Source organism: Streptomyces sp. CY-1, assembly GCF_047218265.1.
GTDB classification, from domain to species: Bacteria; Actinomycetota; Actinomycetes; order Streptomycetales; family Streptomycetaceae; genus Streptomyces; species Streptomyces niphimycinicus.
Genome location: NZ_CP178393.1, coordinates 10713461 through 10729687 on the forward strand (window position 1 = coordinate 10713461; position 16227 = coordinate 10729687).

General features: G+C 70.1%; 15 protein-coding genes and 1 pseudogene. 4 read left to right on the forward strand and 12 right to left on the reverse strand.

The features are described 5' to 3' along the window. Positions 1-59 precede the first annotated feature (59 nt). The gene (locus tag ACK1X7_RS45160; RefSeq protein ID WP_385158416.1) at positions 60-2240 is read right to left on the reverse strand and encodes an MMPL family transporter; all 2181 of its coding nucleotides are present in this window, start codon (positions 2238-2240) and stop codon (positions 60-62) included. Between the two features lie 452 nt (positions 2241-2692). Between ACK1X7_RS45160 and ACK1X7_RS45165 the strand changes: the two genes are divergently transcribed. Continuing rightward, positions 2693-3652, forward strand: a complete 960-nt coding sequence (locus tag ACK1X7_RS45165; RefSeq protein WP_390795621.1) for an ornithine cyclodeaminase family protein — start codon at positions 2693-2695, stop codon at positions 3650-3652. Positions 3653-3788: 136 nt separating this feature from the next. On the opposite strand, the gene ACK1X7_RS45170 is transcribed toward ACK1X7_RS45165, so the two are convergent. From ACK1X7_RS45170 to ACK1X7_RS45180, 3 genes are all read right to left on the reverse strand, one after another. After that, a complete protein-coding gene (locus tag ACK1X7_RS45170) occupies positions 3789-4433 on the reverse strand; it encodes a response regulator (protein WP_208519502.1) in 645 nt (214 codons plus the stop codon). Next, on the reverse strand, positions 4424-5506 hold the full coding sequence (locus ACK1X7_RS45175; RefSeq protein ID WP_385149421.1) for a sensor histidine kinase: 1083 nt from the start codon (positions 5504-5506) through the stop codon (positions 4424-4426). The genes ACK1X7_RS45170 and ACK1X7_RS45175 overlap by 10 nt, the downstream gene beginning before the upstream one ends. Positions 5507-5736: 230 nt before the next feature. Continuing rightward, on the reverse strand, positions 5737-6393 hold the full coding sequence (locus ACK1X7_RS45180) for a DedA family protein (RefSeq protein WP_361510380.1): 657 nt from the start codon (positions 6391-6393) through the stop codon (positions 5737-5739). Positions 6394-6729: 336 nt separating this feature from the next. On the opposite strand from ACK1X7_RS45180, the gene ACK1X7_RS45185 reads away from it, so the two are divergent. The 3 genes from ACK1X7_RS45185 to ACK1X7_RS45195 are packed head-to-tail and all read left to right on the forward strand — an operon-like array spanning position 6730 to position 8442. Beyond that, complete coding sequence (locus ACK1X7_RS45185) at positions 6730-7086, forward strand: PadR family transcriptional regulator (RefSeq protein WP_385149418.1); 357 nt, start codon at positions 6730-6732, stop codon at positions 7084-7086. After that, complete coding sequence (locus ACK1X7_RS45190; protein ID WP_385149416.1) at positions 7083-8105, forward strand: hypothetical protein; 1023 nt, start codon at positions 7083-7085, stop codon at positions 8103-8105. Before ACK1X7_RS45185 ends, ACK1X7_RS45190 begins: the two co-directional genes overlap by 4 nt. 22 nt (positions 8106-8127) lie before the next feature. After that, positions 8128-8442: a hypothetical protein gene (locus tag ACK1X7_RS45195; RefSeq protein WP_385149413.1), complete on the forward strand. Its 315-nt coding sequence runs from the start codon at positions 8128-8130 to the stop codon at positions 8440-8442. 28 nt (positions 8443-8470) lie between these two features. Here ACK1X7_RS45195 and ACK1X7_RS45200 read toward each other — a convergent pair. The 8 genes and pseudogenes from ACK1X7_RS45200 to ACK1X7_RS45235 all read right to left on the reverse strand — a co-directional run. Further along, positions 8471-8972, reverse strand: a pseudogene (locus tag ACK1X7_RS45200) (aminotransferase class I/II-fold pyridoxal phosphate-dependent enzyme); the annotation flags it as partial. 196 nt (positions 8973-9168) lie between these two features. Next, positions 9169-9903: a YqjF family protein gene (locus ACK1X7_RS45205; protein WP_413116670.1), complete on the reverse strand. Its 735-nt coding sequence runs from the start codon at positions 9901-9903 to the stop codon at positions 9169-9171. A gap of 72 nt (positions 9904-9975) precedes the next feature. Next, entirely contained in the window at positions 9976-11115 is a 1140-nt protein-coding gene (locus ACK1X7_RS45210; protein ID WP_385111249.1) for a CaiB/BaiF CoA transferase family protein, read from the reverse strand. Positions 11116-11214: 99 nt separating this feature from the next. Further along, positions 11215-12183: an acetylxylan esterase gene (locus tag ACK1X7_RS45215; protein WP_385149404.1), complete on the reverse strand. Its 969-nt coding sequence runs from the start codon at positions 12181-12183 to the stop codon at positions 11215-11217. A gap of 113 nt (positions 12184-12296) precedes the next feature. Next, positions 12297-13340: a LacI family DNA-binding transcriptional regulator gene (locus ACK1X7_RS45220; protein ID WP_390795617.1), complete on the reverse strand. Its 1044-nt coding sequence runs from the start codon at positions 13338-13340 to the stop codon at positions 12297-12299. A 347-nt stretch (positions 13341-13687) separates the two neighbouring features. Beyond that, the gene (locus tag ACK1X7_RS45225) at positions 13688-14524 is read right to left on the reverse strand and encodes an amino acid ABC transporter ATP-binding protein (protein ID WP_385149397.1); all 837 of its coding nucleotides are present in this window, start codon (positions 14522-14524) and stop codon (positions 13688-13690) included. A gap of 5 nt (positions 14525-14529) precedes the next feature. After that, positions 14530-15315, reverse strand: coding sequence for an amino acid ABC transporter permease (locus ACK1X7_RS45230; protein WP_413116671.1), 786 nt, complete (start codon positions 15313-15315; stop codon positions 14530-14532). A gap of 41 nt (positions 15316-15356) precedes the next feature. Beyond that, positions 15357-16151 (reverse strand): ABC transporter substrate-binding protein, encoded by a 795-nt coding sequence (locus ACK1X7_RS45235; protein ID WP_413116672.1) that lies wholly within the window; start codon positions 16149-16151, stop codon positions 15357-15359. Positions 16152-16227 lie beyond the last annotated feature (76 nt).

The following is a 16227-nucleotide window of genomic DNA, read 5'->3' on the forward strand; positions in this document are numbered from 1 at the left end:
GGCGCCCGGCCGGGGGTACCGGACGGCCCTCCCCCCTCGTCAAAGGGGCCGCTCGGCCACTACGGCCGCGGCCGGCCCGGCGACGGTGCCTGGTCCGTCCTGGGCACGAGGGACTGTACGGAGGGGGTTGGCGGGCCCGTCGGCTCACCGGTCCCGGCCGGGACCGACACGGCGGAAGGCTCCCTGCCGGTCCCGGAGGTGCCGCCGGGCCACCAGTTCCACGGGCCGAGCGCCGTCATCAGCGCCGGCAGCACGAAGATCCGGATGACCACGGCGTCCAGCATGATCGCCGCCGCGAGTCCCACGCCGAGCTGCTTGAACTCGACCGCGTTGAGCGTGCCGAAGATCGAGAACACCGCCACCATGACGATCGCGGCACTCGTCACGACGCCCGCCGAGCGAACGATGCCCTCACGCACCGAGTCCCTCACGGACGCGCCGTCCTCGGCCATCTCGCGGATCCGGCTGACCACGAACACGTGGTAGTCCATGGACAGTCCGAACAGCACCACGAAGAGGAAGAGCGGAAGCCAGGACACCACCGTGCCCGAGCTGTCGAAGTCGAGCAGCCCCTCCGCCCAGGTGTGCTGGAAGACCGCCACCAGGACACCGAACGAGGCGGCCGCGGAGAGCAGGTTCAGCAGCACCGCCGACAGCGCCACGGCCAGAGAGCGAAAGATCACCGCCATGGTGCCGAAGGTCAGCAGCAGTACGAAGCCCACCACCCAGGGCATGCGCTCCTCCAAGTGGTCGGTGAAGTCGATGCCCTGGGCCACCGCGCCGCCGACGCCGCTCTCGGCGTCCGGGACCTCGTCCAGCGCCTGGGGCACCCACCCGCGCAGCACCTTCAGCGACTCGGTGGCCTTGGGGTTCTTCGGCGGGTACGGCGTGCCCACCTCGACGGTGTGCACCCGGTGGTCCCCGGACTCGCGGATCACCGGCGTCTGGTCGTGGGCGAAGAGGCTGTTGCCCTCGGTGCGGTCGATCAGCCTCCGTAGCGCGGCCTTGACCTGGCCGGCCTCGTCGGCCGGGGCCCGTACCGCCACCTTGTGCACGGTGCCCTCGCTCGGGAAGGCGTCGGTGAGCCGGTCGGTCGCCCGGACGACCGGGATGTCCCGCGACAGGTCGTCCTGGCCGGGCTGCTTGAGCTTCATGTCCAGGGCGGGCAGGGCGAGCAGCAGCAGCGCGCCGATCGACACCACCAGCGTGAGAACCGGCTTGAGCAGCGCCGGGCGCAGCAGCACCGGCCACACCCGCGATTCGCCGGAGCGCATCGTCAGCCGCCACAGGAACGGCACCCGGGGGCGGTCCACCCAGCGGCCCAGCTTGGCGAGGAGGGCGGGCAGCACGGTCACCGAGCCGAGCACCGCGACCGCCACGACGATGATGGAACCGGTGGCCAGGGAGGCGAAGGTGGCCTCCTGGGCCAGATAGAGCCCGGCCATCGCCACGATCACGGTGGTGCCGGACACCACGACCGTATGTCCCGATGTCTCCGCGGCGATGTCGATGGCGTCGAGGTGGGACTTGCCCTTACGGCGCTCCTCCCGCTCCCGTTTGAGGTAGAAGAGCGAGTAGTCGACGCCGACGGCCATGCCCATGAGCAGGATGACATTGCTCACCGCGCTGGTCTCCGGGAGCACATGGGACGCCAGGGTCGACAGCCCCATCGCGGTGACCACACAGGACAGGGCGAGCAGTACGGGCACTCCGGCGGCGATGATCGCGCCGAAGACCACCAGCAGGATCAGCAGGGTCAGCGGAACGCTGATCAGCTCGGCCCTCTTGAAGTCCTCGCCGATGGTGTCCGACATGCCCTTCGCCGTCGAACCGGTGCCCACCTGCTCGATGTTGAGCCCGTCGTGGGTGCGGTCGGCCTCGGCGCTCACATCGAGCAGCGGGCCGACCCGGTTGATGGCGTCGTCCTTGTCACCGTTCATCGTCACCGGTACGAGCAGGGCCTTGCCGTTCGGCGCGGGCACCGGCTCACCGACGCTCCGCACCTCGGGCAGTGCCTTCATCCGGCCGGTGATGTCCTGGGCCGCCCGCTGCGCCGCCCGCTGGTCCAGCTTCCCGCCCGACTCGGCGGTGATGAGCACGTTCTCCTCGGCCCGCTCGGGGAAGTCACCGGAAGAAACGATCTTGCCCGCCCGGCCCGACTCCCGGACCCCGGACTCCTCGGAGTCGAGCTTGTTGGTACCGGCGGCGCCGCCGAGGAAGAGGCACAGGGCGACGAACACGACCCACAGTCCGATCGCGGACCACGGATGTGTGGCGCTCCATCGGGCAACCCGTAACGTCGCCGGTTTCTTTCGCACTGTCAGCGTCCTCCCAATGTTGCCGAACCGTAGTGGCGGCTGCCGGGCTTATGACGCTAAAACGCTAGTTCCATGTCCCGGACGTCGACACGGGGTAAACCGCCTCGGTAGTCATTGTTTCCCGCAACTGTCACCCTGCGGTTCTCCGCAGGGTGACAGTTGCGGGAAACCGTACTCGCCCAGGCGAAAGCTTGACCGGAAGATTCCGCAGCCATTAGTTTCATATTCCGGTTCGTCCTTTCCAGTGGAGTGAAAATTCCATTGGCAGGTAAATGCCGCACCGTGATGCGAATCAAGGGGAAACAATGGAAACCACGGTCCTCACTCGGCAACATGTTGCCAAGATCGTCCAGGGAAAGGGATTGGACCTTTTCATGGACCGGATGATCGACCGGCTCGATGAGGCGTTCCGTGCGGAAAACAGATGGGGCATCACCCCGGCGCGGGACGGATTCCTGCGCGGTCCTCAGAACACGGCCGTCCTCGAATGGATGCCGCACCACCAGCCCGGCGACTCGATCACCATCAAGACCGTGGCGTACACCCCCACGAATCCGTCCACCCACCAACTGCCCACCATCATCGGCACGATGGCCCGCTACGACGACGTGACCGGCCGTCTGCTGGCCGTCGGTGACGGCATCCTGCCCACCGCCGTCCGCACCGGCGCCGCGTCCGCCATCGCCAGCCGTCTGCTCGCCCGCCCCGACAGCCGGGTCCTCGGCCTGGTGGGCGCCGGTGCCCAGGCGGTGACCCAGGCCCATGCCCTCAGCCGGGTCTTCCGGCTGGACCGGATCCTCGTCCACGACATCGAGCCCGCCCACGCCGAGTCCTTCGCCGAGCGCGCGGAATTCCTCGGTATCGACGTGGAGGTGGCATCCGTCGCGGAGATCGAGGCGGCGTCGGACATCATCTGCACCGTCACCTCGGTCGGGGTCGGGGACGGCCCGGTCCTCCACGGCGAGCGGCTGCGCCCGCACGTCCACATCAACGCCATAGGCGCCGATCTGATCGGCAAGTTCGAGGTGCCGCTGTCCGTGCTCAAGTCCGCCTTCGTCACCCCCGACCACCAGGGGCAGGCGCTGCGCGAGGGTGAGTGCCAGCAGCTCGACCGGAGCGAGCTGGGCCCGGAGCTGCCCGCGCTGTGCGTCGACCCGGCGCTCGCCGAGGGACGGCGGGAGCAGGTGACCGTCTTCGACTCGACCGGATTCGCCCTGGAGGATCACGTCGCCTTCGATGTGCTCCTCGAACTCGCCGAGGAGGCCGGTATCGGCGACCGGGTGCAGCTCGAACACCTGCCGGAGGACGCGCTCAACCCGTACTCCTTCCAGTGACGGCACCGGGCTGTGCCCGCCCGGACGTGGGGCCGCAGACAGCCCGGTGGCGTCTTGGACGCCGAGCGGATCTCGACGACGTGTGGGAACACGTCGTCGAGCACCTCGCCACCCATGGCCTCGCCCGGCGCGGGCCTCAGGACTCCAGATACCGCAGGACCGCCAGGATCCGCCGGCTGTAGCCGGCGGTGTGCGACAGGTCGAGCTTGTCGAAAATGGTGTTGAGGTTCTTCTCCACCGAGCTCAGCGAGATATGCAGCTTCTGTGCGATGGCCGTGTTGGTGTGGCCCTGCGCCAGCGTCTCCAGCACACTGCGCTCGCGCGGGGTGAGCCGGGCGAGCGGGTCGCCGTGTGTGGTGCGGATGACCAACTGGCGTACGACCTCCGGGTCGATGGCCGCGCCACCGGCATGGATCCGCTCCAGCGCGTCCAGGAACTCCTCGACCTGGGCGACCCGGTCCTTCAGGAGATACCCGACCCGCTCCGCGTTGGACGCCAGAAGCTGGGCCGCGTAGTTGCGCTCCACGTGCTGCGACAGCACGAGCAGGCTTATCTGGGGCCAGCGCTTACGGATGTCCAGCGCGGCCCGCAGCCCGTCGTCGGTGTGCGTCGGAGGCATCCGGATGTCGACGACGACCATGTCGGGCATCCGCTCCTCGACCTCCTTCATGAGGGACACCGCGTCACCCACCGCCGCGACGACCTCATGGCCCTCCTCGACCAGCAGACGTACCAGTCCTTCCCGTAGCAAGGTCGAGTCCTCGGCGAGGATCACGCGCATGGAAGCTCCGCGGTAATGGTCGTGGGTCCCCCGAGGGGGCTGTCGATGTGCAGCAGACCGTCGAGCGCGCTCACCCGGCTGCGCAGCCCGGTGAGGCCGCTGCCCGATGGATCCGCTCCGCCGGTGCCATTGTCCTCCACCCGGACCACCAGCACCGCTCCGTGCAGCGCGAGTCGGATGTCGATGGCCGTGGCGCCGGAGTGCTTGGCGGCGTTGGTCACGCACTCCGAGACCACGAAGTACGCGGCGGTCTCCACCGTCTGCGGCAGTGCGCCGTCGACCTCGAAGTCCATGCGGATGGGGATGGAGCACCGCTCGGAGACCCCGCTGAGTGCTTCCTTCAGCCCCAGGCTGTCCAGGGCGGAGGGATAGATCCGCCAGGTGGCCTCCCGGAGTTCGGTGATGACCTCCTGGGACTCCTGGTGGGCCTGGTGCAGCAAGGCATCCACCTGCTCGGGGTTGCGGCCGCGGCTGCGGCGCGCCCGGCCGAGCAGCATGGCGAGCGCCACCAGGCGCTGCTGGATGCCGTCGTGGAGATCGCGCTCGATGCGGCGGCGCTCGGCGTCGACGGCCTGGAGGACCGCGGCCCGGCTGGTGGCCAGCTCGTCGATGCGCTGCCGCAGCAACTCCCGCTCGGACGGCCCGAAGCACTCACGGGCCAGCCGGGCGTCCAGGACCGCGAGAGAGTAGATGCCCTGCACGTCGAGGAAGAGCAGCACCCCGCCGAGCAGCGCCTGGGTGAGGAGTTCCTGGAGGTCCAGGCGGCCTTGGACCAGTCGCATGGCCAGCACCGCGGCGAGGATGACACCGAACCCCAGCAGACCGATGACGATGGTGCACAGCAGCCCCGTATAGCTGCGGATCGCCAGATAGCGCAGGACCTTCTGGTCGGACGACTTGTAGTGCTCGGGGAAACGGTCGCCGAAGAAGACGAAGCGGCGCGCCCGGTCCAGCCCCGCGAGCCGACGGGCCCCGGAGGCGAGCGCGGCCAGGGCCCCATGCCGGGTGCGCGGCCCCAACAGAAAGGGCGCCAGAACCGTGCCGACGATCAGCAAGTAGAGAAATCCGAGCATGGCCGTGCAACAGCCGAGGAGCGCTCCCGGAATCTTGCGCGGCCACGAGGGTTCCGCCGCCCCCCTCCCGCCGTCGTCCTGACCGGGCGAGCCGAGAAACAGGTGATGGGTGGCGAATTTCGTCAAATCCCCCTGCACGGAGGCCAAGCCTAGCCCGGCCGCACAGCCCGGGCAAGATCGTCCGGGCTGTGGCGCGAGCAGCGCGGAGGGGCCGGGGCGCCCGTCATGGCTCATGAAGCGGGGCGCTGCCTGCCGCGACCGCGGAAGCGCACGACCACGTAGACCACGATGGCCACCACCACCGCGACCAGGACCACCTTGGAGAGCACACCGACGTAGGTCTCCACCTCGTCCCACTGATCGCCCAGCCAGTAGCCGGCCATCACCAGCACCGTGTTCCAGACCAGGCTGCCCAGCGTGGTCAGCAGGGCGAAGACCGGCAGTGGCATCCGCTCGACCCCGGCCGGAATGGAGATGAGGCTACGGAAGATCGGCACCATGCGGCCGATGAAGACCGCCTTGGTGCCGTGCCGCTCGAACCATTGCTCCGTACGGTCCAGGTCGGACGCCTTCACCAGCGGCAGCTTCGCCCAGATCGCGTGCATGCGCTTGCGGCCGACGAGCATGCCGATCCAGTACAGCACCAGCGCGCCCACCACCGAACCGAGCGTGGTCCAGAACAGCGCCGAGGCCAGGCTGAGCACACCCTGCCCGGCCGCGAACCCGGTCAGCGGCAGGATCACCTCGCTGGGCAGCGGCGGGAAGAGGTTCTCCAGCGCGATGGCCAGACCGGCTCCCGGCCCACCCATCGCGTCCACGAGGTCCGCGGCCCAGCCGGCGAAGCCGTCGGAGGGTTCCTGGGGCAGAGCCAGGGTCATCAAGTGCATGCGTGGTCTCCAACATGGCGGTCAGGCGCCGGAGCGCTGTGCGGCCCCGACGCCTGTCAATCTAGAAACCGCCGACCAGCGAGGACATGAGGATTGCCGCCCAACCCGGTGGTGTTCTCCGCAGCGCTCGCCCTGCGGGAAACCGCAGATCAGCCGGGTGCCGGTCCGCCCAGGCGCACCATGCGCGCGGTACCGGGGGACCGGCTCGGGAGAACACGGCCAACTGCCTGCCGCGCCCTGAACCGAGCCGGGGTGGTGTGAGATCTTGGAGCGTGCTTAACTACTCTGAAATCAAACTAGATGCGAACCGCGACTAGTTGGAAGGGGGAGTAGGTCATGCCGACAGGGGAGCCCTCGTCCGGCTGGCTGCGAGGAATGCTGCCTCTGCTGCTGGTTGCTCTGCTCGCGCAGGGCGACCAGCACGGGTACGCACTGGTCCAGCAGTTGGCCGCGCAGGGATTCGGCACGGTCCGTGGCGGTGCGCTCTACCCGGTGTTGGGCCGTCTGGAGAACGACGGACTGGTCGAGGCTCGCTGGCAGGCGGGGGAGGGCGGCCCGGGGCGCAAGGTCTACCGGCTGACCGACGCCGGGTGGGCGCGGCTGCGCGAGGAGCGGGTGGGCTGGGAGCACTTCTCCGGCTCCGTGGATCGTCTGCTGGCCCGGGTGGATGACGTCGACAGGGAGCGGACGTGAGTAACGAGACCGTCGAAGTCTGGTACGCCAGGGCTCGGCTGACGCTTGCCGCGTGGCCGGTGCCGCGGGAAACCGCCGACACGGTGCTGAACGAAGTGGGGCAGCACTGCGCGGAGAGCGGTGAGCATCCGCGGGAGGCTTTCGGCTCACCGGCGGAGTTCGCGTCGATGGTCGCCGCCGAACGGGTCCCGGATCAGATCCGTGCGGCCTACGACCGGGACGGCCTGACCCCGGCCGACCGCATTTCCGCCGTGTTCGGTCTGCTGGGAATGAGTACGGTGGTGGCCGGCGTCTGGCTGTGGATCTCAGCCGGTGGCACTCTCACGCTGACCAAGGCCGGCCTGGCGGGCACAGTCCTCACCACGCTCGCTCTGGCGACCGCGCTCGTCGCGGCGCACGGGCCGCGGTCAGGCGCCCGGCGCCGGGCTGTCGGGTGGTGGTGCGTCTCGGCCGCCACGACGATCCTGGCGGCCATCGCCTTCACCACGCTGCCCAGGACCGGACTTGGCACGCTTCCAACGCCAATCGTCTGTCTGGCGGGGGTCGTCCTGATGGCGATCTGGTTTGCCGTACCCGGTAAGCCGACCAGCAAGGGTGGACTCGACGGGATGCCGGAGAGTGTTCACTCCTGCGAGGACTGGCTGAGGAACCTGCCGCGGCTGCTGGAAGAACAACACGGCCTGCCTCGTGCCCGCGCGGCCGAGCTCACTGAAGAAGCGGCCCGTCATCTCATCGATGCTGACCGGGCGCCCTGGGACGAATTCGGCCCGGTGGGGCTGTACGCACTCCGGTTGGCGGAGCAGGAGCCCAGCCGGGTGCGCCGGCCGGCAGGGGGCGATGCACGGTCGGCCATTCTCACCGTGTGCTCGGCCATGGGGCTCACGCTCAGCCTGGTCAATGGCGAACCGCCCGGGTTGACCTTCGGATGGGGAGCCTTGTCGCTGGTCAGCGCCGGAATGTTCGTGTCGCGGTTCCGGCGCTCGCGTATGCCTGGACCTCGGACATCACAAGAGCAGTGATCTGAAGAGGAGCAACGTAACAATGGGTAAGAGTCACAACGTCGTGCTGATCCGGGACGCGCATGTGGTCGCGGCGGCTCTCCGCCAGGCACTGGACGGGGCCTCGGCCGAGACGCGCCCGGGCCTGGAACGCGCGGTCACGATCGTCGAATCCACCGCTGCCGCCACCGAAACCCAGGTGCGTGGTCATTGGGTCCGCTCCCGGTTGGCCGACGTCGGCTTCGCCGGGGATCTCACGTCGGTCGCGGCGGTAAAGGCGCTGCGCGGGGCAGAGCCGGGGCTGAGTCTGCTGGCAGCGGTGCGACTACGGGATGATGCGGTGGCCCATCCGGAGTGATGCGCGACCGGGTCTCCGGGACTGGTGGCAGCGCCTTCGACAGCGTCACGGTGGCCACTACGTCCGGGAAACCGCCAGATCGGCGGCCGACAGCGCGCCGCTGCCTCCGTCGCCGACAACTCCGAGGCCGTGCGCGTAGGCATCGAAGACGATGAGCGTGCCCGGTCCCGTCAGAGCCGTGAGGGCGGCCAGGTTGGCCGTATATCCGCAGGAGAAGACCAACGCGGCCGCGAAGCCGCAGAAGGCCGCGAGTTCCTCCTCGAGTTCCTGGTGCGGCAGCGTGGTGCCCGTCACCAGGCGTGAACCGGTGGCGCCGCCGCCCCGGCGCGCCACCGCTTCCGTGGCCGCCCGCACCACTCGCGGGTGGCGGACCGGGCCCAGGTAGTCGTTGCCCGCCAGATCCGGTACGGGCTCGTCGGCCGGTCGTGGGCGCAGGTGACGGGTCAGCCCGGCGCGCGGCGCAATTCGGTGCGCCGGTCGATCCAGTCGAAGACCGCCGCCGGGGCGGGGCTTCGTCCGGGACCCTTCAGCCAGGTCTGCTGGGAGGCGCGCCGCGGTGCGGGCGGTAGACCGAGGCGGTGCGGGACGCGCCGGGTCGTGACGGCCGCAGCCCGATGGCCGAGCACGCGACGCACGGCCTCGGGACGGGCGGCCGAGGAACCCACCGAGGCGGCCTATGGCGGACGTCCGCGCGTTGACCTTCCAGCCTGAGCCCATTTCCCGGGCTCAGGCGCGTTGCGGGGTCCCGAAGCGAACGGCGACCCCGGGGGAGTACAACAGGCTCACCGGCGGGACCGTCATGGGCGGCAGGCCCGCGGTGGTGATCAGGCCGTCGTCGAGATCGAGCAGCTCGGCCCGGTGCAGCGGCCACGGTGCGTGGTCGTTCGGCAGGTGCACCGTACGGCCGTGCCAGGAGACGTGCAGACCCCACCGGGCGGTCAGGAAGCGCTCCAGCGGTGTCGGCTCGGCGATGGACCCGCCTATCCTCACCACGGCCCGGCTCGTGCGGCCCCCGGCCGCCGGGCGCCGTCGCGGGCCGCAGCTATAGGCGATCACGTCGTTCTCGCGGCGCAGGCGCATCGTGGACCACCGATAGGGCAGCCGGATGGTGAGCCGGCCCACCAGCACGGGGAGCAGCCGGGCCGCGTCGAGGGATCGGAACACCACACCGCGCCGGCCCTGCCCGTCCACCGAGTACAGCCGCACGTTCGTCTCGCAGAACGTGCCCAGATACGGCAGGCCGGGCCCCGGCCCGAAGCCCACGCCGCGCATCAGGAACGGGACCAGCCCGACATAGGTGACACCGTCGAGGGTGTCGGGGCGGGTACCGGCGGGCAGCAGCGGGGCGACGCGCTCCGGCTCCACCGGCCAGTGCAGGAAGGTGAGTTCATCCCAGCGCTGGACCAGTGTCGGCCGCCGCACGGGCCGTGGCGTGGACAGCGTGATCGGCTCGATCTCCATGGCCAGCGTCCTAGCACAGGAGCCAGAGCCACCCGTCAGCCGGGTCCCGGATTCCCGGGGCGCGCGACGCGCTCAGGAGAACTCGGCGCGCAATGCCTCCGTGTGCTCGCCGAGCCCCGGCACCGGCCGCATCGGCGCCCTGCGGCCCGCCACCTCCACCGGCGGCAGCAGACCGCGCAGCGGCCCGACCGGGGAGCCGAACTCGCCCCAGCGGTCGCGGGCGTCGAACTGGGGGTGGGCGCCGAACTCCGCGATGTCGCGCAGCCGGGCATTGGCGATACCGGCCCCGTCCAGCAGCGCGATCAGCCCCTCGGCGGTGTGCTCCGCGAAGCACGACTCCAACTCGGCCGTCAGCTCCTCGTCATGGGTACGGCGCAGGGGATTGTCCGCGAAGCGCGGATCCCCGATCAGCTCCGGGCGGCGGAGCACCCGCTCGCACAGCGCGGCCCATTCACGGTCGCTCTGCACACTCAGGAACACCTGACCGCCGTCCCCGCAGCGGTAGGCGCCGTACGGCGAGATCGACGGATGGCGCGCGCCACTGCGCACGACCCCGGCACCGCCGTACGCCTGGGCGAAATAGGGGTGGCCCATCCACTCGCCCAGCGCGTCGAGCAGGCTCACGCTCAGGTCCGTCCCCGCACCGGTGCGCTCCCGCTCGTACAGCGCGGTGAGAATGCCCGTATAGGCGTACATCCCGCCCGCGATATCGGCGATCGAGATCCCGGGGCGGGCCGGGGCCTGTGGGCTGCCGGTGATCGACAGCAGCCCCGCCTCGCACTGGATGAGCAGGTCGTACGCCTTCTTCTCGCGGTACGGGCCGCTGTCCCCGTAGCCGGAGATCGCGCAGGTGATCAGGCGGGGATGGGCGGGCCGCAGCGTCCGCGCTCCCAGGCCCAGCCGGTCCACGGCGCCGGGCGCCAGATTGTGCACGAAGACATCGGCGCGGGCGAGCATCGCATCGAGGAGTGCCCGGTCGGTGTCGTCCTTGACGTCGAGGACGACACTCTCCTTACCGCGGTTGATCCAGACGAAGTAGGCCGACGCGCCCTTGACCTCGCGGTCGTAGTCGCGGGCGAAGTCCCCGCGCCCAGGCCGCTCCACCTTGATGACCCTGGCGCCCAGATCGGCGAGCTGACGGGTGGCGAACGGGGCGGCGACGGCCTGCTCCAGGGCGACGACGGTGATGCCTTCCAGCGGTTGCGCGGGCACGGGCGGCTCCTTCGGTGCGGGTAGCCCCTGTCTACCCCGTGCCGGGCGGCGGTCGAACCCGATCCGGGCGGCGGTCGAACGCCGCCCGACACGCCGGGTTCAGCCCAGCAGCCCGCGCAGAAAGCGGATCTGCTCGGCCTGCTGATGCGTGCCCCCGCCCTCGTGGCCGTTGAAGGACCACACCTTGAGGTCCTTCTCACCGGCGTAGTGGTGATGGGCGGCGAAGCCGCAGGAGGTCGGGGTGATCTCATCGCGAAGGGCGGTCGAGAACAGCGCCGGCGCGCTGGCGCGGGCCGCGAAGTTGAGTCCGTCGAAGTGGTCGAGCGTGGCGAACACCCGCTCGGTCAGGTGGCGCTGTCCGGCGCAGAACCGGGCCAGTTCACCGTAGGGTTCCGCATCGGTGATCTCGACCGCGCGCCGGATGTGGGTCATGAACGGCACATCCACCAGGGCCGCAGTCAGATCCGGCACCAGACCGGCCGCCGCCAGCGCGAGCGCACCGCCCTGACTGCCGCCGCTGACCACGATCCGCCCGGAATCCACCAGCGGATGCTCACGGGCGGCCTCCACCGCCCGTACCGCGTCCGTGTACAGCCGGCGGTAGTAGTAGTCGTCCGGGGAGAGAACGCCCTGGGTCATCTTGCCCGGGGTCTCGGGCCCGGTGCCGCCGACCGGATCGGGGGTCACGCCGGGGGAGTGCTGGACCCACCCCTGGCCCCGGCTGTCCATCACGAAGACCGCATAGCCCACCGACGGCCACAGCAGCCAGTTGTGCGGCAGTCCCCGGCCGCCGCTGTAGCCGAGGTACTGCACCACGCACGGCAGCGGGCCCGCCACCTCCCGCGGGGCCAGCAGCCAGCCACGTATCCGGTGCCCGCCGAAGCCGGAGAACTCCACGTCGTAGCTCTGCACTCGGGCCATTCCGGTGTCTTCCTCGGTGAACACCGCGTTCAGCGCGCAGGCGCGGGCCTCGGCGAGGGTTCGCGTCCAGAAGTCGTCGAAGCCGTCCGGCTCGGGCAGCGGGGGCTGATAGCTGCGCAACTGCTCCAGGGGCAGGTCGATGAACACGGTGGGCGGACCTCCGTAGCGATCGGTGCGGTGCGGGATGACCTATCAGATGTGAGGGATGGGATTGGTGATACGGGCCCGTCCGGACAGCCGTGCAGTGTTCGAGCCCTCGGTCATAAGAGAGCGCGAAGTGGGGGAGCGGTACTGGACCGGACCATGAGCCGGGTGGACAGCTCGGTCCGGATCGCCTCCGGTATCTCGCCGGTCATCAGCCGCAGCAGCTTGCGCAGCGCCGCCGCCGCCATCTCCGACAGCGGCTGACGGACCGTGGTCAGCGCGGGCGTGATCCAGCGGGCCTGCGGCAGATCGTCGAAGCCCACGACGCTGATGTCCCGCGGCACCTCCAGGCCCCGTTCCCCGGCCGCCTGGTACACCCCCGGCACCATCTGATCGGAGCAGACGAAGACGGCCGTGGGCGGCTCGGGCAGATCCAGCAGCTCGGCCATCCGGTGGCCCGCCCCGGCCTCGCCGACGTCGCCGTAGCGCACATACGCGGACGGCACCGGCAACCCGGCCGCCGCCATCGCCGACCGGTACCCGGCGACCCGGCCACCGTCGCGCACCGCCCGCCCCAGGCCGCCGAGCACCGCGATCCGGCGGTGCCCCAGCTCGATGAGGTGCTCCGTCGCGGCCATCCCGCCCTGCCAGTTGGCGGCCGCCACGGACGGCACCCCGGGCGGCGGGTCATGCGCGGGGTCGATCATCACAAACGGGATCCGGTGCTCATCGAGCCAGGAGTACTGGGCGGGCGCGAGCTCCCTGAGATGGAACAGCACACCCGAGCTGCCCCGGGCGTACAGCTTGTCCGGCCAGCCGTGCTCGCTCGGGCCGCCTGGGCCGCGAGTGGCCGCGGCCGAGACCACCACCTCGAGGCCCGCCTCGTGCGCGGCCTCCGCCGCACCGTGCAGCACCGCCCCCGGCCAGGGGCTGTCGAGTGAGTGCACCACCAGGTCGACGATCGCGGCCGGTCTGGGCGTCTCACAGCGCGGCCTGCGGATGTACCCCAGGCGGTCCAGGACCTCGGTGACCCGGCGACGGGTCTCGGGGGCCACGTCCTCCCGGCCGTTGACCACCTTCGAAGCGGTCGGCACCGACACACCCGCCTCACGGGCGACGACCGCCAGCGTGGGCCCCGTCGATCCCGAGGAACGAGCCATCGAGACTCCCTTCCCTAACCGCCCACGTGGAACCCTGACCGGGCAGCAATCGGTTTCTACCCTAAGGCCGCCCCAAGTCGCCGGGAAGACCCGGGAGTCGAGGTGGGACGCCCCACGCCTGCTTGTCGCCGCCGCCCGCAGAAACGTTGCCCGCGCTCCGCCCCCGGCCATGGCCGGACGGGCACCTGGGAGGCCGCCGCCTCCGGGACGGTCCCCGCCCTGCCCGGTCAGTCGATCCGCGATGTGGTGCACACCAGCGTCGGCGGCCACGCCGTCCGCGTCCGGGTGCGAGGCGGTCGACCCGCGCGACCTGCGCCAGTAGAGAAGCTCAGCCGCCCGCACGGAGCTCAGCGGTCGATCCGCGCTCCGTGCGGGCCCGTGTCCGGCACCTCCCCGACCCGCGCCGCGGCCGGGTTGAGCACCCTGGTGAGAAAGGCCCGGGTGCGCGGGTGGACCGGATCGGACACCACCTGCTCCGGTCCGCCCTCCTCCACGATCGCCCCGTCGTCCATGAACACGACCCGGTCGGCGACCTCCCGCGCGAAGCTCATCTCATGGGTGACGACCAGCATCGTCATCCCCTCGTCCGCCAGGGCGCGCATCACGGCGAGCACATCGCCGACCAGCTCCGGATCGAGCGCCGAGGTCGGCTCGTCGAAGAGCATCAACTCCGGATCCATCGACAGCGCCCGGGCGATGGCCACCCGCTGCTGCTGGCCACCCGAGAGCTGCGCCGGATAGGCCGACTCCTTGTCGCTCAGCCCGACCCGGCGCAGCGTGTCCCGCCCGATCCGTACCGCCTCCGCCTTGTCGCGGCGCAGCACCCGCCGCTGGGCGATGGTGAGGTTCTCCAGGGCGGTGAGATGCGGAAAGAGGTTGAACGCCTGGAACACCATGCCGATCCGCCGCCGCACCCGGTCGATGTCCACGTCCGGGTCGGTGACCTCGGTGCCCGCCACGGTGACCGAGCCCGAGGTCGGCTCCTCCAGGAGGTTCACACAGCGCAGCAGCGTCGACTTGCCGGATCCCGACGGGCCGATGACACAGACCACCTCGCCCCGCCGGACGGTGAGGTCGATGCCCTTGAGCACCTCCAGCGTGCCGAAGGACTTGTGCAGCCCCGCCACCTGGATGGCGATGCCGTCCGCCTCGCCGGTCTCCTTCGCCACCGTCGTCTCCTTCACACCGGTCACCTCGCCTTCGCCGAACGGGCCTCGAGCCGGCGCACCAACTGGCCGAGCGGAACGGTGATGATCAGGTAGCACACCCCGGCGACCAGGATCGGGGTGAGGCTGCGGTGCTGATTCAGCGCGTCCCGGCCGAACTTGGACAGCTCGTACTGGTCCAGGGACAGCCCCAGCAGATAGACCAGGGACGAGTCCTTGGTCAGCAGCACCAGTTCATTGGTGAGCGGCGGCAGGACGATGCGGAACGCCTGCGGGATGATGATCGAGGCCATCGCCCGGCTGTGGGACATGCCCAGCGAACGCGCCGCCTCCATCTGCCCCTTGGGCACCGCCTGGATGCCCGCCCGCATCGTCTCCGCGATGTAGGCGGCCCCGACCAGCCCCAGCGCCAGCATCACCGTGACATGCCGGTCCAGCGCCACCTGGAAGGCGAGCGGCACCCCGAAGCCCAGCGCGATGAACACCAGCAGCGCGGGCACCCCGCGGAAGAACTCGATGTAGGCGACCGCCAGCCAGCGGTACGGCGGCACCTGCGAGAGCCGCATCAGCGCCAGCACCACCCCCAGGACAAGGCCGAAGCCGAAGCCGAGCAGGGTGTAGACGACGGTGTTGACCAGGGCGGTGGTGATGATGTCGGGGAACAGGGACCGGGCGACCTCGGCGTCGAAGAACGCGCGCCGCAGTTCACCCCAGTCCGCGGCCAGGACGATGGCGAGCAGCAGGGCGATGAGCACGGCGTACTGCACCGCTCGTATCGCCCGCGCCCGCTGCCGGCGGGTTATTGCCATAAGTGTGCGGACTCCTCAGCTCCGATGGCCGTCGGCGGGCGTCATTTCTTGGGCGCGGTGCCGAACCACTTCTTGTAGATACGGTCGTAGGAGTCGTCCGTCCGGGCGTCCTTCAACACCGCGTCGATCTTCTTGCGCAGGGCGTCATTGCCGGTCCGCACGGCGATGCCGTACTGCTCGCCGGTGTCGAACTCGGCCGTCACCGCGGTGTCGGCGTTGTCCTTGACGTAGTCGTAGAGCACACCGTTGTCGTTGATGCCCGCGTCGGTCTGCCCGGTCTTGACGGCGGTCAGCAGCAGCGCGAGATCCTCGAACTGGACCAGCTTGGCGCCCTTGGCGTGCTTCTGGGCGTAACTCTCACCGGTGGTGCCCTGCTGGACCGCGAGCTTCTTGCCCTTGAGGTCGGCGAGGGTCTTGTAGGGCTTGCCCTTGGTGGTGAGCAGCGCCTGCGTGGCCTCGAAGTACGGGGCGGAGAAGTCCAGGTTCTTCTCGCGTACGTCGGTGATGGTCATCCCGGCGGCGGCCACGTCGCACTGGTTGGTGTTGAGATCCTCCCCGGACTGGATGCCCTCGAAGGGCGTGTCCACGATCTCCTGCTTCACATCGAGTGCCGAGGCCACGAGGTCGACGATGTCCACATCGAAGCCGACGATCTTCTTGCCCTGCTTGGACTGGAAGGGCGGATAGGGCAGATGGGTGCAGGTGGTGAGCTTCCCGGAATTCACCAGGCTGATGTCGCCGCCGCCGGACCCCGACGACTTGGTGCTGGTGCACCCGGCCAGGAGGGCGGATACGGCGGCGACGGCTATGACGGGCAACGCGGAGCGAGCGGACACGGCACCTCCGGGACAGGGTCGGCGAACGACCACGGACCTCGATGATCAGTGAGTCGGGCCGAATCCTCCCACCGGA